The following is a 17,882-nucleotide window of genomic DNA, read 5'->3' as shown; positions in this document are numbered from 1 at the left end:
TTCGCGATACAGGACCGGCGTCGCTCCGCTGACCGCCGAGGATGGACCCGGCCGCGACGCGCAAGTCTTATGTGCAAATGCGTCCGTTAATGGACATAGATGAACGCTAGTGAGGACAAACTTGCCCCCGAGGTGCGGTCGATCCTCGCGGCGGCCCGCGAGCGGTCCGGCGGTGAGGGGACGCTCGACGTCGACGCGCGGTCGTTCCCCGAGGCGGTCGCGACGGCGGAGGCGGCCGGACGCGTCCCCGTCGTCGCCGAGGTCAAGCCGACCAGCCCGACGACCGACGGCGAACGGACCGACGATCCGGTCGCGCTCGCGCGTGAGATGGTTGCGGGCGGCGCGACGGCGCTGTCGGTGCTGACCGAGCCAGAACACTTCGGCGGGTCGACGGAGAACCTCCGGCGCATCCGCGAGGCCGTCGACGTACCGGTGCTTCGCAAGGACTTCGTCGTCCGCGAGGAGCAACTCGACGTCGTCGAATCGGATCTGGTCTTACTCATCGCGCGCTTCCTCGACGAGGACGACACGGACTCCCTCGCGGCCCTGTACGAGGCGGCCGAAGAGCGGGGGTTCCAGCCGCTCGTTGAGGTTCACACGCGCGCGGAACTCGACCGAGCGCTCGACGTCGGCGCGGAGATCATCGGCATCAACAACCGTGACCTGGGGCAGTTAGAAGTCGATCTGGGGACGTTCGAGCTGCTCGCCCCCCACGTTCCCGAGGACGTGACACTCCTCGCCGAGAGCGGCGTGGCGAGCGTCGACGACGTCCGGCGGATGCGCGCCGCGGGCGCGGACGCGCTCCTGATCGGGACGGCCATTATGGACGGCGACGTCGAGACGAACACCGAGCGACTCACCACGGCCGACGCCGAGCGTACGAACAGAGATTCGACGGCGGAGGCGGCAAGCACAGACGCGACAGCGGTGACAGACGCGAAAACGACAGACACAGCCACGGATACTGACACACGATGACACAGCAATACGCGGACGGTAAGTTCGGCAAGTACGGTGGACAGTACGTACCAGAGGCGCTGATGCCGGCGATCGAAGAGTTGACCGACGCCTACGAGCGCTACGTACTGGAGAACGAGGACGGATTTATGGACGAGTTCCGCGCGCGACTGCGGGACTTCGGCGGGCGACCGACGCCGACGCAACACGCCGAGCGCCTCTCAGAGCGCTACGGCCGCGAGGTCTACTTAAAGCGCGAGGACCTGCTCCACGGCGGCGCGCACAAACTCAACAACGCACTCGGCCAGGTCCTCCTGGCGAAGTATATGGGCAAAGAGCGGATCGTCGCCGAGACCGGCGCGGGACAGCACGGCACCGCGACGGCGATGGCGGCAGCCCACCTGGATATGCCCTGTGAGATCTACATGGGCGAGCGCGACATCAACCGCCAGCGCCCGAACGTCTTCCGGATGCGGCTCAACGGCTCGGAGGTCAATCCGGTCACGACCGGCCGCGGCACGCTGAAAGAAGCCATCTCCGAGACGATGCGCGACTGGGCGACGAACGTCGAGGACACCCACTACGTCATCGGGTCGGTCGTCGGCCCGCATCCCTTCCCGGCCATGGTTCGGGACTTCCAGGCGGTCATCTCCGAGGAGGCACGCCGCCAGCTTCGCGAACAGACGGGCGGACTCCCGGACTCGGTGCTCGCGTGCGCCGGCGGCGGGTCGAACACGATGGGGACGTTCGCGCACTTCGTCGACGACGAAGACGTCGGGCTGTACGCCGTCGAGGCCGGCGGCTCGACGCTCGAAGTCGACGAGGAAGCGGGAGTCGCGCCGAACTCCGCGTCGCTGTCGACGGGCGAGGAGGGCGTCCTTCACGGGGCGCGGACCAAGCTCCTCCAGGACAGCGACGGCCAGATTATGGAGAGCCACAGCGTCTCCTCCGGCCTCGACTACGCCGGCGTCGGCCCCGAACTCGCCCAGCTCGTCGACGAGGAGCGCGTGAACGCGGTCAACGTCGACGACGACTGCGCGCTGGAAGCGTTCCACCGGCTCTCGCAGCTCGAAGGCGTGATCCCCGCGCTGGAGACAGCCCACGCGTTCGGCTACCTGGAAGAAAATTACGAGGACCTCGGGGAGACGGTTCTGGTGAACGTCTCCGGCCGCGGCGACAAAGATCTCGAAACCGTCATCGAGGAGACCGAAAAGCGAGACATCGAGGCCGCGCCGTCGCTGGCGGAGTTCTCGGGGGGGATCTGAGATGGCCGACGACCTCGACGCCGCATTCGCCGACGGGCCGGCGTTCGTCCCGTATCTCGCCGCCGGCGACCCCGACTACGAGTCCTCGCTGAAATACGTCGAGGCGCTCGAACGCGGCGGCGCGGACGTCATCGAACTCGGCCTCCCCTTTTCGGAACCGGTCGCCGAGGGATCGACGATCCAGAACGCCGTCGTGCGGGCGCTCGAAGGGGGGATGACCCCGGATCGGTTCTTCCAGTTCGTCGACGACCTCGACGTGGACGTTCCGTTGGTCTGTATGACCTACTACAATCTCATCTTCCAGTACGGCGACGAGCCCGGGCCGCGGCCGTTCGTCGAGCGCGCCGCGGAACTCGGCCTCTCGGGGTTCGTCGTCCCCGACCTCCCTGCAGAGGAGGCCGACCCCCTGCGGGACGCGTGCGACGAGTTCGGACTCGACCTCGTCTTCATCGTCGCTCCCACGACGCGCGGCGAGCGCCTGGACCGAATTATGTCGCAGGTCTCCGGCTACGTCTACGTACAGGCGCGGCTGGGCGTCACCGGCGCGCAGGACGACGTCTCCGGACAGACCGAGGAGAGTCTCGAACGCCTCGCCGACTACGACGTGCCGAAGGCCGTCGGGTTCGGGATCAAGACCGGCGATCACGCCGAGCGGATCGTCGCCGCCGGGGCGGACGGAATCATCGTCGGGAGCGCGCTCGTCGACATCGTCGCCGAGGGTCACGAGACCGGGAAATCGGCGGACGACGTCGCCGCGCGGCTGGAAGAGAAGGCCCGCGAACTGAAGGACGGCGCCCTGCGCGGATACGAACAACGCGTGCCCCAAGCGGAAGGCAAATAACCGACGGTTGCCACAGTTTCTCACACGATGAACGCAGGACTCACAGCCCGACTCGATCGCATCTCGACAGGGGGGCGATACCTCGTCGTCCCGATGGACCACGGTATCACACTCGGCCCTGTAAAGGGCCTCGTAGACCTCGAATCGACAGTCGACTCGATCACGCGCGGCGGCGCGGACGCCGTCCTCACGCAGAAAGGCGTCGCACCGCGCGTCCACGGAAACAAGAACGGGAAAGGCTACATCGTCCACCTCAACGGCTCGACGGTCATCGGTCCCGACGAAGAGGACAAACGGCGGACGGGCTCGGTCGAAGAAGCGCTCCGCGCGGGTGCGGACGCGGTCTCCTTCCACATCAACATCGGCAGCGATCACGAGCCCGATCAGCTGACCGAACTCGGCGAGCTGACCGAAACCGCCCACCGGCTCGGCATTCCGGTCCTCGCGATGAGCTACGCGCGCGGGCCGGGCGTCGACGAACACGACGCCGAGAGCCTCGCACACGCCGTCCGCATCGCCGAGGAACTCGGTGCCGACGTCGTGAAGACCGCCTACTCCGGCGACGCTGACTCCTTCGAGCGCGTCTGTGAGGCGACGCGGCTCCCCGTCGTCATCGCCGGTGGCAGCCGCGGGACTGACCGCGAGACCGCAGAGATGGTCCGCGGCGCGATGGACGCCGGCGCGTCGGGCGTCTCGATGGGGCGTTCGATCTTCCAGCACGACGACCCCGAAGCGATCACCCGGACCGTCAGCGCGATCATCCACGACGACGCCGACGTCGACGAGGCAGTCGAGGCCGGCGGCCTCGGTCTCGAAGCGTAACCGACGCCGATTACCGCCCGACGAGCGGTTCGTATTCTCCTCTCCTCGCGCCCTGTAGCGACGATGGTGGTCTCACGTCGCCGTCCGGTAGCGGCCCGCTCCCGTCCGGCAGGGCGGGCCGAGCCCGCGCGTTTATCATCGTGGCGAGCCAAGCCGTGGATATGCCAACTACGCTCGAAGTACGGTGCACCGACGACGAGTGCGAGATGGATATGTTCGAGCTTCACTACACGTACGATATGCCCGACGACGTCGGCGTCGCCGACTTCGTCTGTCCGTACTGCCGCGGGAGCGAGCCCCTGGAGGCGATCGAGCTATGAGCGGCTTCAGAAAGCTCAGCGACCTCGGCGATCCCGAGCGGTTGCGCGAGATCGGCGAATCGGTCGCCGAGAACGCACTGGAACGCGTCGGCCGCAGCGTCGCGCGCGTGCAGGAGCGAAAGCCGCTGCCGTACGACCTCTTAGAGAGCGACGACGCCTACCTCGTCGTCTTCGACGCGCCGGGCGTCCGCGAGAAAGACGTGCAGGTGCGCTTCGAGAACGGCGAGGTACAGGTCCGCATCGACCGCTTCCGTGACTTCTATGAGGGCTTCGAGATGCGCTTTCCCGGACGCGGGCTCGCCTTAGACGGGGCGGCGCGGCTTCCCGAAGGAGCCGCCGTCGACGCCGAAAACGCCTCGGCGACCGTCACCGACGCGGGCACGCTCCGAATCAGACTCCCGAAGCGCGGCGACGACGCCTGAGCGCCGAGCGGCCCTTTCTCTCGCGTCTCGCGTCCTACACCGGAAGTTCCGCGTCTGAGTCGACGACGCGGTCCGGTTCCTCGGGGACGGTCCAGTCGGTCGTCAGTTCGAGCAGCTGCGCGAGCATCAGCCCGGTCGCCCCCCAGACGGTGTAGTCGCCGACGTGGAAGTAGTGAATGCGGCGGCAGCCGTAGCCGGAGAACTCGCGCCGTTCGGATTCGTAGTTGTCGAGGTCGGCGAGGTCAGAGACGGCGAGCGGGACGACTTCGGCGACCTCGCGTTCGTCTGGATCGTACGCGCGGTTGGGGACTGCGGCGACGAACGGCCGTACGGAGTAGTCAGTCACCGTCAGGATGTCGTCGAGACGGCCGAAGACGGCCGCCTCCTTGGACCGCAGTCCGATCTCCTCGTCGGCCTCGCGGAGCGCTGTAGTCTGGAGCGTGCCGTCTTCGGGTTCGCGTGAGCCGCCGGGGAAACTCATCTGTCCGGGGTGCTCCCCGAGGTGGTCCGCGCGCTTCGTGAACAGGACGTGCGTTTCCCCGTCTCGTACCAGCACCGGGGCGAGGACCGCCGCCTGTTGGCCCGCGCCGCCGACCGGCTCCGGTGTATACGCCGACACCCGCGAGAGATCCATACTCGGAGTGGGGTACGAGCCGAGGGGGCTTATACTGTCGGCCGGCTCTTTATGTGAGTGAGTTACGAGTCGCCGTCGAGCGCGTCGTCGAGTCGCGCGCGGATGTCGTCGACTGCGACAGTATCGGACCACACGTCGACGTCGTACGTCACTTCGAGGAGCCGACGCATTTCGGCGTCGTCCTCCTCCGCGACGGCTCGCGCGGCCGCCGTTCTGAGGCGTTCGGCGACGGCCGCGTCGGCGGTCTCGCGGTCCACCTCGCGCGTGGGCACCTCGAGAATGTGCGGCAGGTCTTCGGCGTGCTCGGGGAGCGACGGAAAGGCGGCCGGGCCGGGCGCGAGCAGCGTCTCCCCGTCGTCCTCGTAGCGGACGAGCGCGAACGCCGCGATCGCGTCGTCGACGGCCTCGGCAACGACGTCCGCGTCGACGCTTGCCTGCCGTTTGAACGCCAGTTCTTCGAGGGCATCCTCGAGTTCGCCGGGAGCGAGCGCACCGAAGAGGTCGACGACGCCGGCGAGTTCGTCCCGCTGTAAGTCACTCGCCCGGAAATCGTCCGTCACTCGCCGCCTCCCGCGTCGATCGGTGGCGCGCTCGTCGTTCCCGGTCCAATCGCGTCTTCGAGGTCGGACGTGGCTGCGTCGAACACCGCATCCGCAGTGATCGGCGCGTCCTCCCACGCCGGGAGGCGATCGTCGCTTCCCGTCGGTTCGGTGACCGCCGCCGCGTAGCGTGTCACCTGCCGCCGCTCGTGGTCCCGGTCGAAGTGGAAGTCGTTGAACGCCGCATCCATCGCGTACTGCTCGACGAGCGTCTCTGCCGTCGTCCGATAGCGCTCTGGGAGCGTCTCGAAGTCGACGTCGATGCCGTGTTCGAGGACGCCCCGCAGGAGCGTCTCGCCGACCGATCGGCTCATCTCCGAGAGCCCGGCCGAGCCGTCGACCGCGCGATGGTCGTGTTCGTACGTGCCGAGGTCGACCTGTGCCGTTCCCTCGAACCCGGCGACGTCGAACGCGTCGCCGAGGGTTCCGACTTCGAGCCCCCACTTCCGAGGCGTCCGGATCCGGCGGGCCGTCTCGGCCGTCGCAGCGAACTCGCCCGCGAGTGCGTAGCGGAAGGAATCGAGATACTGGAGATAGGGGTCGGGGCGGGCATCGACGAGCGCGCGGACGAGCGGGACGTAGAAAAGCCGAAAGAGCCGCCCGTAGAGGCGCTGGTCCTCGACGCGCGCGTAGTAGCCCTTCGAGAAGTCGTAGCCGTTCGCCAGCGGGAACAGCAGCCGACGGACGAACGACTCGTCGTAGGTCGTCGTGTCGGCGTCGTGGACGACGACGAACTCCGCTTCGGCTGCGCGGCCGAGCGCCAGCCACACGTCGCGGCCCTTTCCGCGACCGCCAGCGAGACCGGCATCGGCGAGCAACTCCGCGAGGCGTGGGCCGTCACACCACAGCAGTTCCAGCCGTAGGTCGTACGCCGAGAGCCACTCGTGGACCGACTCGACGCGCTCGGGGGCGGCGCGGAGCGGAACGACGACCCGAGCGGGTTCCAGCCGTTCGAGCGTCTGTAACACCCGGTCTGCGGCCGCGCCCTGACAGTCGCGCTCCGTCATCGGCACGACGACCGCCGCGCGCCCGGTCGGAGCGGTCGGGAGCGGATCGGCGAGACCGTGGAGCGTCGTCACCCGCGCTTGCACGTACTCCATCGAAGCATTCTCAGGGCGGAACGAGCAAAAGCGCGGGGGTTCCGGATGCCTATCGCCCGCGCGTCGTGGGCGTCACTGCGGGAGCCGCCCCGCCTGCTGGAAGACGACCAACCCGACGACGACGACGGCGAGTCCGAGCGCGAGTTGCGTGAAGATGGCGTCGTAGGCAAGTCCCAGTTCGCGGAGCGTCCCGACGGCCGACGACCCCGTCGCCTGGACGACCATCATCCCACCGGAGTACCACGCGTACGCGCTCGCTCGCGCCCCGTCCGGTAGCGTGTCCAGCAGATAGGTGTCGATCGCCGGAAAGAGGCTGTGGATCACGTAGCCGATCACCGCCGTGAGGACGAGGATCGGGACGAGTCCCGTCGTGACTGTCAGCACGAGCACGGAGACGGTGAAGGACCCGATGATCACGAGAATGTACGGGACGCGCGGGAGCCGGTCAGTGAGCCGCCCGGAAATAAAGAAGGCGGGGACGCCAGCGGCGAAAATCACCGTGAGGAGGTTCTTCGCGGTCGCGTCGGCGAGCCCTTTCGTTTCCATATACAGCTCGTAGAAGTTGAACAGTCCCTGCCAGACGAAGCCGGTCGCGCCGACGACCACGACGCCCAAGAGCACGACGCGCCACTCCGAGCGGATCGCGCCGAGGAGGTCTCTGTCGTCGGTGCCCGCGTCGGGGAGCTCTGTCGACCGCGCGGCGAAATACAGCGCGACCGTGACGAGCGCCGCCGCGGCCGCGACGCAGACGAACACGAGCTGCCAGTCGAAGAAGAACGTCAGGATCAGCGTCACGAGCGGCGCGGCCGCGACGGCGGCGAGTTGGCTCATCATCCCGTGGACGCCGAGCGCCCAGCCGACGCGTTCGGGGTAGAGTTCGCTGACGAGCGGGTTCGCGGCGACCAGATAGACGCCCGAGGAGAGCCCCATCAGGAGCGCGCCGATGCCGACGAAGAGCACCGAGTTCGCGCTCGCGGTGAACGCCGCAGCGGTCGTGAGCACCGCGCCGGTCACGAGGATCACGCGGTGACGGGGGACGCGCGTGAGCACCCAGCCGGTCGGGATCCGCGGGAGCGCGCTGCCGAGCCACGCGAGCGTCGCGATGAGCCCGGCCGTGCCCTCGCCGATCTGAAACACCGCGATGAACTCCTGCAGCAGCGGTGCGAAGACGACCCTCGCGAGGTTCACCAGGAAGAACATCGAACAGAGCGTACCGAACAGTCGGCTCCGAGACACGACCGACCCTTGCCCGTAAGGGGTGTCAACTGTTGCGATCCAGCGCCGGAGACGAGCGGATCGCGCTATACTGATCTTTTTACCTCACGCCCTCCACGTTCGAGGTGACTATGAAGACGACGCGGAAGGGGCTTCGAGACGGGGAGTTGGAGAAAGACACCTACGGGCGTCTGAACTGCGCGGAGTGCGGCGAGACGCTGAAGACCGAAAACGATCCCGACGAGGTCTACACTGTGCGGCGGTGTCCCGACTGCGAAACGGAGTGGAAGGAACTCCGGTAGACAGCGGGCGGGAGGTGAGTCGGAGAGAACGGCCGCAGACAGGTGAGGGGCACGCCGTCACTCGAAGACGGCGTCGAACGCTCGCGCGCCGAGCGGCTCGAACGTGCCGGCAGCGACGTTTTCGGGGACGTGCCCCGGCGAGCTCGTGCCGACGAGCGCGGTGGTGACGCCGGGGGCGCTTCGGGCGAAGTTGATCGCTCGCTGCGCGGCGGTCTCGCCGTGTAACTCCGCGTCGACGGCTGCCGGGATCGACGACGCAAGATCACCCTGTGCGAGGGTCGCGCTCGCGACGACGTCGAGGCCGGCCGCCTGGGCGTATTCGAGCGCGCTGACGTCCCGTTCTTCTTCGGGGAGTCGGTGCGCCGCGACGGTGAACGCGTCGGCCATCGTGACGCTGAACGGGAGCTGAATCGCTTTCAGTCCGGGCTCTGCGGCGCCCACTTTCTCGGCCGCTCTCGCGGCGCGGTCGACGACCTCGGGCAACGAGAGATACGCGTCGTGATCGCGGGGCACGCGGAACGCCTCCCAGGTCGCGACGCCGTAGGCGCCGATGTCGCCCGCCTCGCGGCGACGTTCGAGGCGCTCGAAAGCCGCTTCGAGTTGGTCGTAGACCGCCTCGCGGTTCCTGACCGCCAGTTGCGTTTCGGGGTTGTGGACGTAGTAGCAATCGACCGTGTCGACGCCGAGGTTCGCGAGCGAGCGGTCCAGCAGTTCATCCAGGAAGTCGGGGGCGATCGCGTGGCTGCCGCGCGCGAGGTCGTCGACAGCGACGTGGCCGGGGCGGACGAACTCCTCGCGGACGTACGCGCCCGGATCGTCGGGACGGGAGCCATCGAACGGGATAAAGCCGCCCTTGGTCGCGACGACGACTTCCTCGCGGCCGGCGTCGGCGGCGTCGAGCGCCTCGCCGACGACGCGCTCGCTCCGCTGGTGGCGGTAGTTGATCGCGGTGTCGACGTGGTTGATGCCGGCCGAGAGCGCGTCGGTGATCGATTCGCGGTAGCGCTCGTCGTACTCGTCGGTCGGAGCCCCGAGGTACGTGCCGAGGCCGATGCTCGAAGCGACACCCGGTCCGAACCGACGGAAGTACGTCCGGGCGAAGGCGTCGCCGAACCGATCGCGGTATCCCCAGGTCCCCTGACTCGTCGCCATAGTCCAGGCAAAGGGACGCGCGGGTAAACGGGCGTCGGAAGTCGGGAGCCGGGAGCCGAAGCTCGGAACTCGGAAGTCGCCAACTGCCAACCGCCAACTGCCAGCCGTCCCACGGCGTCAGATGTCGCCGGACATCGACTCGAACAGGCGATCGCGGAGCGCGTCGCGGGGCATCGTCTCGCCGGTTTCGGTCTGGATCTGGCCGCTGTGTAAGACGAGTTGTCCGCCGCCCATCCGCGCGTGCCCGCCCGCCGAGGCGCTCTTTAGACCCGATACCGCCGAGTCGAGCGTCTGACCCATATGGACGCGATCGTCGCGTGAGCGCCCGGAGATGTGGATCGTCCCGTCCCGCTCGCCGAGGACGACGACGGCGGTGACGCCTTCGAGTTGGACCAGTTCGTCGGCCGCCTGGGGGATGGCGTCGGGATTAGAGATGCGACCGACGTCGCTGATGGCGAACGGCCCGCGGACGTCGCGGCCGGCGATCGCGCGGGCTTTCAGTTCCAGGACTTCCGTCGAGACTTCGGGGTTTGCGATCCGGTCGAGTTGGTCCTCGTTGACCCCAGCGTACAGGAACCCCGCAGCGGCGAAGTCCGCGGCCGAACAGCCGGCAGTCAGCCGCTTGGTGTCGGTCAGAATCCCGTAGAGCAGGCCGGTCGCGACCGTCGACGGGACGGTGTAGGCCGCGTCGACTTCGCTCGCGTGTTTGGCCGGTGGGACCGGCTTGGCGCCGACGTCCTCGAAGTACTCGGCGACGATGCTGGAGGCGGCGCCGTAGTCCGTCCGCACGTCGGTGAACTCGCCGCCGGTCCCCTCGCCGGGGTGGTGATCGACGACGGCGAATGGGAGGACGCTATCGGCCCCAGCGAAGCCTCGCGGGCGGTTGTGATCGACGAGGACCACGTGTTCGGCCGCGACGTCGCTGACGTGGGTGATCCGGTCGATGTCGATCTCCAGTACCGTCTGGAAGGCGCGGTTCTCCTGGTGGCGGACCTGCCCGGCGTACTGGACCGTCGCGTCCGTGCCGACCTGTTCGGCGAGGCTCGCGACGCCGATGCCCGTCGCCATCGCGTCGGGGTCGGGATTCGGATGCAACAGCACCGCGACCTCGTCGAGTCCGGAGACCTGTTCGAGAAAGCGCGTCCCCATCGGCCGTTCGAACCGCTTGATCGCGTAGAGACCGACGAGGAGCGCGAGGAGACCGACGACGACAGCGAGGACGACAGCAGGGTAGGCCACGAAGAGCTCCCTCGCGCGACCGACGAACTCCGAACCGGCGTTCGAGGCGACGCCCGGAAGCGGGGACCACATACTCTTTGCGTCAGAGTGCATCCCTAAGAAGATTCCTTCGTTCGGCCGGGTGACGCGCTTACAGACTGGAATCTGGGGGAAATCACAATCGAACAGCTCCACGGCGCGTCCCGAAACGAGCGCTAGAGTGGTTGGGGGAACCGCCGCCGAACGTGCAGTTCAGATCTCCGAAGCGTCCGTTCCGGACAGATACGCCTCGATCGCCGCGCTGTAACCCTCCCGATAGGTCGGATACGCGAAGTCGTAGCCGAGTTCGCGCAGGCGCGCGTTCGAGCAGCGCTTGCTGGTCTGGATCCGCCGGCGCGCGGCCGCCGAGAGGTCCGGGTCGTCCAGTCGCTCCTCGATCGTCCGCTTCGGTGGGGCAGGTTCGTCGCACTCGGTAGCCAGCCAATCGGCGAACGCCCACTTGTCGACCGGTTCGTCGTCCACGACGAGGACGACGTCGTCGCGTGCCAGGTCGGATTCGAGGAGGAACGCGACCGCGCCCGCGGCGTCGTCGCGGTGCACCATATTCAGATATCCCTCCGTCACGGGGCCCTCTAGATAGCGATCGAGTCGGTACCGGTCGGGACCGTACAGCCCCGCAAAGCGCGCGACGGTGCCGTCGATGCCGGCCGCAGCCGTTTCCTCACGGGCGACGCGCTCGGCCGCCGCGAGGACGCGGGTCTTCTCGGTCGTCGGCTCGATCGGCGTCTCCTCGTCGACGAAGTCGCCGCCGTGGTCGCCGTAGACGCCCGTCGAGGAGGTGTAGACGAGCCGATCCGGAGGCGAGGAGCGATCGGCGTACGCCGCGATGACGTTCCGTAATCCCTCCACGTAGACGTCGCGGGCGGCATCCGCACCGCGACCGCCGGAACTGGCCGCGAAGACGACCCAGTCGGCGTCGGGGAGGGCAGCGAGCGAGCCGGCGTCGGTCGCGTCGGCGCGGACGGCGTCGAGACCCGCTTCGGCGACCGCGTCGAGTCCGGCGTCGGAGCGGCGGACGCCGGTCACCTCGTGGCCGGCCGCGTCGAGTTGCCGGCCGAGTTCGAGGCCGACGTACCCGCAGCCGACGATGACGGTTCGGGCCATCAGCGCTCGTTCCGTTCGGCGAGGAACTGCTGGATCGCCGCGAGCTGTTCGAGCGTCATCGTCGTCCGGCCTTCGAGCGCCTGTTGGACCTCCTGGCCCGAGAGCCCGAGACCGACGTTTGCGGCGATCGTGTCGACGTCGACGACGCCGGTCGTCATCGCCATCAGGAGGTGATCGCGGAGTTCGAGGACGATCGCCTCGGCGTCGGGGCGGGCCTCGTCGAGTGCGAGGATTGCGGCGGCGTCTGCGACGCTCAGATCGGGCACGGTGCCGTCGGCGAGCGCCTCGACGGTGTCGACGTCGACGCCCGATTCGGCGGCTGCGGTTTCGACGCCGACGTCTGTCAGGACGGCTCTGAGCTGTGCTTCGTAGGCTTCGCGCAACGCCTCGGGAGTCAGCGTCGCCGGCTCCTCGGCCGCGTCGTAGAGCATACCGCTACTCGCCACCGCGGCGGCAAAACGGTTTCCGAACGGGGCGTGGCGGCGTCTCGGGGGCGTCGGGGTCGCACCCCGCGAAGGGGAACTGCTTAAGTCCGTCACTACCCACCCAACGAGTATGAGCCACGTATCGCCCGCAAATCGGGAGGTGCAGCCGTGAGCGTCGGCCATCGCGTCAGCTCCGATCACCAGCTCGCGCGGTTGCTCCAGATCGGGATCGTCCTCGAAGAGGTCGTCGAGGCCCGGTCGTATCACCACTATCAGTCGCTCGACGAGGGATCAGAGCTCGACGCCGAGATCGAATCGCTCTTGGAACACGCCGCCGCGGAATCCGCCGAGCATCGCGAGCGACTGGAAGCGCTCGTCGAGGAACTCGACGCCGAGAGCATCCCGTTCGACGAGATCGAAGCGCTCGTCGAAGCCCAGTACGGCAAGACAGAGCCCGAGGACTTCGACGACATCCTCTACGATCAACTGTGCAACGAGGAGACGGCGTACAAGTTCTACGACGACCTCGTCGGCGCGCTCCGGGCCTCGGAGGCGACCTTCGGGATCGACCGCGACCGACTCATCGACGTGCTCATCGAGATCCGCGAGGAGGAAGCAGACGGCGTCGAAGAAGTCACGAAAATTATGAACAAACGGCAATGAGACGAGATACGATGCGTCACGGAGGGACGGTATGAACACGGCCGACCAGTACGTCAAGGCGATCTACCTCCTCCAGCAGATGGAGAACGGCCCGGCGTCGACCGGCGCGCTCGCGGATCGCCTCGACGTCAGCCCCGCCAGCGCGAACGAGATGATCGGGAAACTCGAATCGCGAGGGCTCGCCGAACACGAGAAGTACAAGGGCGTCACGCTCACCGACGACGGGATCGTCCGCGCCCGCGATGCACTCCAGACGTACTGCATCATCGAGCGATTCCTCGCGAACGTCCTCTCCGTCGAGGAGTTCCGCGCCGAGGCACGCGAACTCGAACCGGTCATCGACGACCTCGTCGCCGAGCGCCTCGACACGATCATCGATCGAAACGCCGAGTGCCCCGACTGCTTCGACCCCGAAACGGACGCCTGTTGTCACCTCGAAGTGGCTTCTGAGGCCAACGTCGAAGCCGAAGAGCAACGCGCGGACTGACGCCGTTTTTCTCCCGGCTTATTAAGCAGGACGAAGCCCGTAGCTTCAAGATGTTCCCGACTGAGGCGTTGGATATGGATGGGACAACGGCGCTCGATCGCCTCCTGAAACTCGCGGGATTGGGGCCCCGCGAGACGTCGGAGGCAACCGACCGAACAGCACCGTACGCGTGTTTGGGCTGTGGGGCGACGTACGACGTACAGTATCACGTCTGTCCGGAGTGCGGGGGGTACTCCGTGGAGCTACAGCAGACCGGTCTCGATCCGGATAGCAACCCGGAGAGCAGACACGAACGTCGATAAGGCAGCCGACCACCGGGCGGGATCGAGGCCCGTCGAGCGCCGTCGGAACCCGATGCCTTTTCAAAGACTGCGACGTGAGTAGGAGATGCAGTCCCGTGGTGTAGTGGCCAATCATATGGGCCTTTGGAGCCCATGACGGCGGTTCGAATCCGCCCGGGACTACTCAGACTTCGTACATAATTCCCGAGTCGAACCTCCAGCCGCGCGTACTCGATGCAGTTCACGTTATGCGGAATGGACGCCGGCCCAGTAGGGACACCCGAAAGAGTTCTCTCGTCGGGAATCACGATTTGCCAATCTCGCCAGCTGCCTCTCTCGTGAATGGAACAGCAGCCGTCCGTGTGATCACTCATAGGGATTACCGTAAGTCCTCATAGATGTCTCGCCGGACGGTACGGCGAGAATCTCAGAACAGTGACGATAATCCCTATCAGTTACAAACGCGACCATAGATCGACCGCGTCCAAGGCGTCACCAGATGCCCGCTAAATAGCTGCCTCACCCGTCGAATCGTTGGAAACTGCCAACAGGTAACCGCCGAACGCGGGCAACCAGATGATGAGCGGGTAGACGACCCATCGGTCGATCCCACCGCTGCCGAGGAACGCGAGCGGGAACCCGCCGCGGTCCGGAACACGGTAGAGGAGATACACCGAAAGAACGGCTATAGTAGCGTTTGCAAGTCTTCTCATCGGATCGCACGCAGTCGTGCGATCGGCTGTGTAATCAGTTGCAAACGCTACTATAGCACTCCTGTCACGAGCCTCGTCGTGTTGAAAATCGTCGCGGACGGTTCGTGGATAATTGGGGCGGGCGGGCCGAGCCCAAGTCGCTGATGTCCTGTCTCGTCGAATAGTTCGGGTAGAGCGCTTCGGCGGTGATGATTCCCATAACGCCGATGAACCCAGACAGGGTGAGACCGAAGCCTGCTATCGACAGCTCCGAAAGCCCAAGACGGGACCGGTAGGTGTTGATGCCGTCCATCAACGACCGTTTTTCACGTAGAGTGACAAATCTTTCTCACGGTACGTTCGCGCTCGCGCCTGAGCACAGCATAGTCGCCAGTTCGATCGGTTGCGTCGAACGCCAGGAGCGCTATGATGCAGTTGCCGGACAGGTGCACGCGGAGACAGCATCAGCATCGATCGTCCGTCGGACGCCGCAGGTTCGGCTGTGGAAGTTATACTGTCGGACAGAGGTTCGTGAACTATGTTGGCGCCCACGGGGTGTCGATACTCCTCACACAGTTCTGTCCGACAGTATTAGAAGACAACGGGTTGCTCATCCGCGATAAGTAGGCGTGACGTGTTCGGTGGTTGTGGACGGGACTCTCTGGCCACCGATCGATCTCACCGTACCGGCATCCATCACACAGAAAGAAGGTACGTGTTCGTTTCCAGACAGCGTGCACGGATGCTCCCAGGAAACTGAACGCGTCCACGCAGTCCGCGGTGAGTAGCGTGGCGTTATGCGCTCCCAGGTGCCTTGGACTGACTCAACGTCGCGGAGGTCTCGCCGTTCTGTGAGGACCAGACGACGCGGATCGTCTGCCCACTGAATCCTTGCGAGGCGTTTTTGGTTAGCGAATCACCGGCGCTGACGGAAGTGTACGAACTGTTCCACCCCAACGATTCGTTGTGCCACGTTGCTCCCGCCGTGTCGAGTTGCGTTGCGGTAATCGAGTCACCCGACTGGTGCGTAATTGTGACGTTACTGGTGCTGGCAGTCGTATTGTAGTCGAACTCGAAACTGGCCTGCGGGGCTGTCTGCTGAACGCCCTGGCCGAGGTTCAGCACGAAGGAACCGATGACGGCCGCGAGGATCACCGTAATCGCGACCATCAGGATCACCCCGATAACGGGGGACACTGCGTCGTCATCTGCGAGGAGTTGCTTTAGCTGCATACTAACGCGCATCGTATGCCCGGCTTAAAATATTATTCCCGTCCTTCTTGAGGCGTCAACACAGGCAGACCCAACGATCACTCAGGCGACGAAGTCAGCGTCGGCGAGATACTTGCGTTTGGTTCGTTTTGCTTCTGGACCCTCTGGAACGAGACCGGGCGTGGTTACCGGACTGTCGAAGCGACCGGGGTCTGGACGAACACTGTCGAGTAATTCCGAGAACATGGCACTGCTCCGTCCCGTAATGTGCACGAAGCCGCCGTAGTTGCGCTCCTCGAACGGCGTGGTGTCCGGGTCCGGGAACGACTCCCGAATGCAGGGGACGCGCTCGCGGATGTATTCTGCGGCTTCACGCTGTGCGTACTGGCACTCCGCGTAGTATCGTTCGCGATACTCCTCGTCGATATCCGTGTGTGTAACTGATTCGTAACGGACGGCGTCGTCGGAAACGTCGCCGTCGGCGAAGCCGAGATTGACCGTGAAGCAGTCGGGATAGCGGAGCACGAGGAGAAAGAAGAACTGGTCGTCGTGGGTGTAGCGCTCCTGCAGTCGGTAGTAGCACTCCCGGTAGTAGGTCGCGAGCGCTCCGATCCAGTCGTCGCGCTCGCCGCGGATGTACGCGTCCGCGACGTCGTGATAGTCCGCGCCGGCGACCTGCTGTAGGCGGTGCTGGAAGCTCTGTCGCATCTCGTCGAGTTCGTACTCGTAGGCTTCGGTGAGCGGGACGTCCGGGTCCGCGAGCAGGTCGCTCTTGTGGATGCCCGCATCGGCGATGCGCGTCATATTCTTATGGAGGACGCGTTCGGCGTCGAGGTCCGGCAGTGGGACTCGAACCGCCTGCTGGTACAGAACGTTCGTCGCGCGTTCTTCTCGCCCTCGCCACTCGTCCATCGTATTCCGTGGTAGCGAGATGCTCCTATTACTGTCTGTCTATCCGTAATGATCGATGGGCGTGGTTTGACAACGTCACTCGGGCGACTCGGACGAGTCCGGATCCCACGACCGATCGACCGCCGACTCCGGATCGAGGTCCGCGACGAAACGCATCGTTGCGAAGTTCGCGCCGAGACCGAGGATGCTGCCGCCGAGGATGCCGACCGGGATCCCGAGCAGCGGCACGTTCACCACGAACGCGGTCGCAAAGGGTGAGACCACGAGGACGAAGAGCGAGAAGCCGACCGCATAGGAAACGTACGGGCCGCCGTCGACGGCGAGCGCGTACGACGCTCGGGCGGCATCGACGACGCCGACGTCGCGTAGAACGAGAAGGTACGGCGTCGCATAAAAGAGGTAGGCAGCGACCAGAAAGACGAGCAGCACCGGGATGACGATCAGCAGCACCGCACCACTGAGGTTCCCAGCCAACGCGCCGACGCCGAAGACGCCGACTGCGAGCGGGAGCACCGCGAGGAACGGCACGGCAGTCAGCACGAGAAAGGGGACAAAGTACGCACGGACGTTTCGGCTGAAGTCGTAGGCGTCGCGATCGAGTGCGTTTCGGATGCTCCCAAAGTACCCCGCCGTCGCTGCGGCCTGCACGACGAGCAATACCGGGACCGTCACGACCGCCAGCGGGAGCATCTCGATCGGAAGCCCGGTGTTCGCGGTGACGCTCGAGTTCGGGACGCTCACGAACTGCCAGATGGTGACGACCGACAGCGGGAGCCCGAATTTGAATCCGATGTGTCCGCCGTCGAACGTGGCGATAGCGACGATCTTGTCCGTATCCAGAAGGGCGAGCAGTACCGGGACGAGCGCCAGCAGCGGATACTCCCGGGCCCGTTCCATCCCTGCGGAGAGTCGAGTCGTGAAACTAGGCATCGGTGACACCCCTGTCACTGCGACGGATTCGTAAGTGTCTCTCCTGCCAGCGAACGAGAGTGGAGGGACGCCTTCTGATCGGGTGTACGTCGGGTGTGGGGACCATCTCTGATACGTCTGTATCGACGGCAATCGCAGATAAAACTCGGTTTAGCTCAAACGGGTGTTGGGGTGACCAAAGGCGCGGCTGCTCCCCTCGGCGCCCAGTCCTGTAGTGTCGGCAGGTCGTCGCCGCGTCGACTTCGTCGGTTTCGTAGACTGTGTTTATA

The 17,882-nt window shown here is 65.9% G+C and carries 23 protein-coding genes and 1 tRNA gene; 11 read left to right on the top strand and 13 right to left on the bottom strand.

The genetic code is table 11. From position 1 onward, the window contains the following. Positions 1–99: 99 nt before the first annotated feature. The 6 genes from trpC to NO362_RS06320 all read left to right on the top strand — a co-directional run bounded on the left by trpC (position 100) and on the right by NO362_RS06320 (position 4,627). Positions 100–978 (top strand): indole-3-glycerol phosphate synthase, encoded by an 879-nt coding sequence (gene trpC, locus NO362_RS06345; protein ID WP_256546540.1) that lies wholly within the window; start codon positions 100–102, stop codon positions 976–978. Then, complete coding sequence (trpB, locus tag NO362_RS06340; RefSeq protein ID WP_256546539.1) at positions 975–2,222, top strand: tryptophan synthase subunit beta; 1,248 nt, start codon at positions 975–977, stop codon at positions 2,220–2,222. The genes trpC and trpB overlap by 4 nt, the downstream gene beginning before the upstream one ends. Position 2,223: 1 nt before the next feature. Continuing rightward, entirely contained in the window at positions 2,224–3,063 is an 840-nt protein-coding gene (gene trpA / locus NO362_RS06335; protein WP_256546538.1) for a tryptophan synthase subunit alpha, read from the top strand. Positions 3,064–3,090: 27 nt separating this feature from the next. Beyond that, the gene (locus NO362_RS06330; protein WP_256546537.1) at positions 3,091–3,885 is read left to right on the top strand and encodes a 2-amino-3,7-dideoxy-D-threo-hept-6-ulosonate synthase; all 795 of its coding nucleotides are present in this window, start codon (positions 3,091–3,093) and stop codon (positions 3,883–3,885) included. Positions 3,886–4,046: 161 nt separating this feature from the next. Next, positions 4,047–4,205, top strand: coding sequence for a DUF7559 family protein (locus tag NO362_RS06325; RefSeq protein ID WP_199722980.1), 159 nt, complete (start codon positions 4,047–4,049; stop codon positions 4,203–4,205). Then, a complete protein-coding gene (locus NO362_RS06320) occupies positions 4,202–4,627 on the top strand; it encodes an Hsp20/alpha crystallin family protein (RefSeq protein ID WP_256546536.1) in 426 nt (141 codons plus the stop codon). Before NO362_RS06325 ends, NO362_RS06320 begins: the two co-directional genes overlap by 4 nt. A gap of 34 nt (positions 4,628–4,661) precedes the next feature. Here the strand turns inward: NO362_RS06320 and NO362_RS06315 are convergent, their stop codons facing one another. The 4 genes from NO362_RS06315 to NO362_RS06300 all read right to left on the bottom strand — a co-directional run bounded on the left by NO362_RS06315 (position 4,662) and on the right by NO362_RS06300 (position 8,160). Further along, the gene (locus NO362_RS06315) at positions 4,662–5,261 is read right to left on the bottom strand and encodes an NUDIX hydrolase (RefSeq protein WP_256546535.1); all 600 of its coding nucleotides are present in this window, start codon (positions 5,259–5,261) and stop codon (positions 4,662–4,664) included. Between the two features lie 62 nt (positions 5,262–5,323). Beyond that, positions 5,324–5,821 (bottom strand): DUF7109 family protein, encoded by a 498-nt coding sequence (locus tag NO362_RS06310; RefSeq protein ID WP_256546534.1) that lies wholly within the window; start codon positions 5,819–5,821, stop codon positions 5,324–5,326. After that, positions 5,818–6,960 carry a glycosyltransferase family protein gene (locus tag NO362_RS06305; protein WP_256546533.1) on the bottom strand — a complete coding sequence of 381 codons (1,143 nt, stop codon included), beginning with the start codon at positions 6,958–6,960 and terminating at the stop codon, positions 5,818–5,820. Before NO362_RS06305 ends, NO362_RS06310 begins: the two co-directional genes overlap by 4 nt. 72 nt (positions 6,961–7,032) lie before the next feature. After that, complete coding sequence (locus NO362_RS06300) at positions 7,033–8,160, bottom strand: MFS transporter (protein WP_256546608.1); 1,128 nt, start codon at positions 8,158–8,160, stop codon at positions 7,033–7,035. Between the two features lie 146 nt (positions 8,161–8,306). On the opposite strand from NO362_RS06300, the gene NO362_RS06295 reads away from it, so the two are divergent. After that, the gene (locus tag NO362_RS06295; RefSeq protein ID WP_199722979.1) at positions 8,307–8,477 is read left to right on the top strand and encodes an HVO_0758 family zinc finger protein; all 171 of its coding nucleotides are present in this window, start codon (positions 8,307–8,309) and stop codon (positions 8,475–8,477) included. Positions 8,478–8,534: 57 nt separating this feature from the next. Here the strand turns inward: NO362_RS06295 and NO362_RS06290 are convergent, their stop codons facing one another. The 4 genes from NO362_RS06290 to NO362_RS06275 form a co-directional block, all read right to left on the bottom strand. Further along, a complete protein-coding gene (locus NO362_RS06290) occupies positions 8,535–9,629 on the bottom strand; it encodes an aldo/keto reductase (protein ID WP_256546532.1) in 1,095 nt (364 codons plus the stop codon). A gap of 117 nt (positions 9,630–9,746) precedes the next feature. Then, complete coding sequence (locus tag NO362_RS06285) at positions 9,747–10,940, bottom strand: DHH family phosphoesterase (RefSeq protein ID WP_256546531.1); 1,194 nt, start codon at positions 10,938–10,940, stop codon at positions 9,747–9,749. Positions 10,941–11,099: 159 nt separating this feature from the next. Continuing rightward, positions 11,100–12,011, bottom strand: a complete 912-nt coding sequence (locus NO362_RS06280; RefSeq protein ID WP_256546530.1) for an NAD-dependent epimerase/dehydratase family protein — start codon at positions 12,009–12,011, stop codon at positions 11,100–11,102. After that, positions 12,011–12,442 carry a DUF5791 family protein gene (locus NO362_RS06275; RefSeq protein WP_256546529.1) on the bottom strand — a complete coding sequence of 144 codons (432 nt, stop codon included), beginning with the start codon at positions 12,440–12,442 and terminating at the stop codon, positions 12,011–12,013. The genes NO362_RS06280 and NO362_RS06275 overlap by 1 nt, the downstream gene beginning before the upstream one ends. Before the next feature lie 162 nt (positions 12,443–12,604). On the opposite strand from NO362_RS06275, the gene NO362_RS06270 reads away from it, so the two are divergent. The 4 genes from NO362_RS06270 (at position 12,605) to NO362_RS06255 (ending at position 14,050) form a co-directional block, all read left to right on the top strand. Next, the gene (locus NO362_RS06270; RefSeq protein WP_121567972.1) at positions 12,605–13,099 is read left to right on the top strand and encodes a ferritin-like domain-containing protein; all 495 of its coding nucleotides are present in this window, start codon (positions 12,605–12,607) and stop codon (positions 13,097–13,099) included. Between the two features lie 31 nt (positions 13,100–13,130). Further along, positions 13,131–13,586, top strand: coding sequence for a metal-dependent transcriptional regulator (locus NO362_RS06265; protein ID WP_121567970.1), 456 nt, complete (start codon positions 13,131–13,133; stop codon positions 13,584–13,586). Between the two features lie 74 nt (positions 13,587–13,660). Then, positions 13,661–13,888, top strand: coding sequence for a hypothetical protein (locus tag NO362_RS06260; RefSeq protein ID WP_256546528.1), 228 nt, complete (start codon positions 13,661–13,663; stop codon positions 13,886–13,888). Positions 13,889–13,977: 89 nt separating this feature from the next. After that, positions 13,978–14,050, top strand: a tRNA-Gln gene (locus NO362_RS06255). Between the two features lie 323 nt (positions 14,051–14,373). Here the strand turns inward: NO362_RS06255 and NO362_RS06250 are convergent. From NO362_RS06250 to NO362_RS06230, 5 genes are all read right to left on the bottom strand, one after another. Continuing rightward, positions 14,374–14,541: a hypothetical protein gene (locus NO362_RS06250; protein WP_256546527.1), complete on the bottom strand. Its 168-nt coding sequence runs from the start codon at positions 14,539–14,541 to the stop codon at positions 14,374–14,376. Between the two features lie 103 nt (positions 14,542–14,644). Next, a complete protein-coding gene (locus tag NO362_RS06245) occupies positions 14,645–14,872 on the bottom strand; it encodes a hypothetical protein (RefSeq protein ID WP_256546526.1) in 228 nt (75 codons plus the stop codon). Positions 14,873–15,354: 482 nt separating this feature from the next. After that, positions 15,355–15,792 carry a type IV pilin domain-containing protein gene (locus NO362_RS06240; protein ID WP_256546525.1) on the bottom strand — a complete coding sequence of 146 codons (438 nt, stop codon included), beginning with the start codon at positions 15,790–15,792 and terminating at the stop codon, positions 15,355–15,357. 81 nt (positions 15,793–15,873) lie between these two features. Continuing rightward, positions 15,874–16,683 carry a hypothetical protein gene (locus NO362_RS06235; protein ID WP_256546524.1) on the bottom strand — a complete coding sequence of 270 codons (810 nt, stop codon included), beginning with the start codon at positions 16,681–16,683 and terminating at the stop codon, positions 15,874–15,876. 75 nt (positions 16,684–16,758) lie between these two features. Beyond that, a complete protein-coding gene (locus NO362_RS06230; RefSeq protein WP_256546523.1) occupies positions 16,759–17,613 on the bottom strand; it encodes a hypothetical protein in 855 nt (284 codons plus the stop codon). Positions 17,614–17,882: the final 269 nt, after the last annotated feature.

Source organism: Halobellus inordinatus, assembly GCF_024498335.1.
Taxonomy (GTDB): domain Archaea; phylum Halobacteriota; class Halobacteria; order Halobacteriales; family Haloferacaceae; genus Haloquadratum; species Haloquadratum inordinatus.
The sequence above is the reverse complement of the archived record's forward strand: the minus strand, read 5'-3'. Positions and strand labels throughout refer to the sequence as shown.

Coding starts and splice junctions, on each gene's coding strand:
- trpC (WP_256546540.1), top strand. CDS start 100: ATGAACGCTAGTGAGGACAAACTTGCCCCCGAGGTGCGGTCGATCCTC.
- trpB (WP_256546539.1), top strand. CDS start 975: ATGACACAGCAATACGCGGACGGTAAGTTCGGCAAGTACGGTGGACAG.
- trpA (WP_256546538.1), top strand. CDS start 2,224: ATGGCCGACGACCTCGACGCCGCATTCGCCGACGGGCCGGCGTTCGTC.
- NO362_RS06330 (WP_256546537.1), top strand. CDS start 3,091: ATGAACGCAGGACTCACAGCCCGACTCGATCGCATCTCGACAGGGGGG.
- NO362_RS06325 (WP_199722980.1), top strand. CDS start 4,047: ATGCCAACTACGCTCGAAGTACGGTGCACCGACGACGAGTGCGAGATG.
- NO362_RS06320 (WP_256546536.1), top strand. CDS start 4,202: ATGAGCGGCTTCAGAAAGCTCAGCGACCTCGGCGATCCCGAGCGGTTG.
- NO362_RS06315 (WP_256546535.1), bottom strand. CDS start 5,261: ATGGATCTCTCGCGGGTGTCGGCGTATACACCGGAGCCGGTCGGCGGC.
- NO362_RS06305 (WP_256546533.1), bottom strand. CDS start 6,960: ATGGAGTACGTGCAAGCGCGGGTGACGACGCTCCACGGTCTCGCCGAT.
- NO362_RS06300 (WP_256546608.1), bottom strand. CDS start 8,160: ATGTTCTTCCTGGTGAACCTCGCGAGGGTCGTCTTCGCACCGCTGCTG.
- NO362_RS06295 (WP_199722979.1), top strand. CDS start 8,307: ATGAAGACGACGCGGAAGGGGCTTCGAGACGGGGAGTTGGAGAAAGAC.
- NO362_RS06290 (WP_256546532.1), bottom strand. CDS start 9,629: ATGGCGACGAGTCAGGGGACCTGGGGATACCGCGATCGGTTCGGCGAC.
- NO362_RS06285 (WP_256546531.1), bottom strand. CDS start 10,940: ATGTGGTCCCCGCTTCCGGGCGTCGCCTCGAACGCCGGTTCGGAGTTC.
- NO362_RS06280 (WP_256546530.1), bottom strand. CDS start 12,011: ATGGCCCGAACCGTCATCGTCGGCTGCGGGTACGTCGGCCTCGAACTC.
- NO362_RS06275 (WP_256546529.1), bottom strand. CDS start 12,442: ATGCTCTACGACGCGGCCGAGGAGCCGGCGACGCTGACTCCCGAGGCG.
- NO362_RS06265 (WP_121567970.1), top strand. CDS start 13,131: ATGAACACGGCCGACCAGTACGTCAAGGCGATCTACCTCCTCCAGCAG.
- NO362_RS06260 (WP_256546528.1), top strand. CDS start 13,661: ATGGATGGGACAACGGCGCTCGATCGCCTCCTGAAACTCGCGGGATTG.
- NO362_RS06245 (WP_256546526.1), bottom strand. CDS start 14,872: ATGGACGGCATCAACACCTACCGGTCCCGTCTTGGGCTTTCGGAGCTG.
- NO362_RS06240 (WP_256546525.1), bottom strand. CDS start 15,792: ATGCAGCTAAAGCAACTCCTCGCAGATGACGACGCAGTGTCCCCCGTT.
- NO362_RS06235 (WP_256546524.1), bottom strand. CDS start 16,683: ATGGACGAGTGGCGAGGGCGAGAAGAACGCGCGACGAACGTTCTGTAC.
- NO362_RS06230 (WP_256546523.1), bottom strand. CDS start 17,613: ATGCCTAGTTTCACGACTCGACTCTCCGCAGGGATGGAACGGGCCCGG.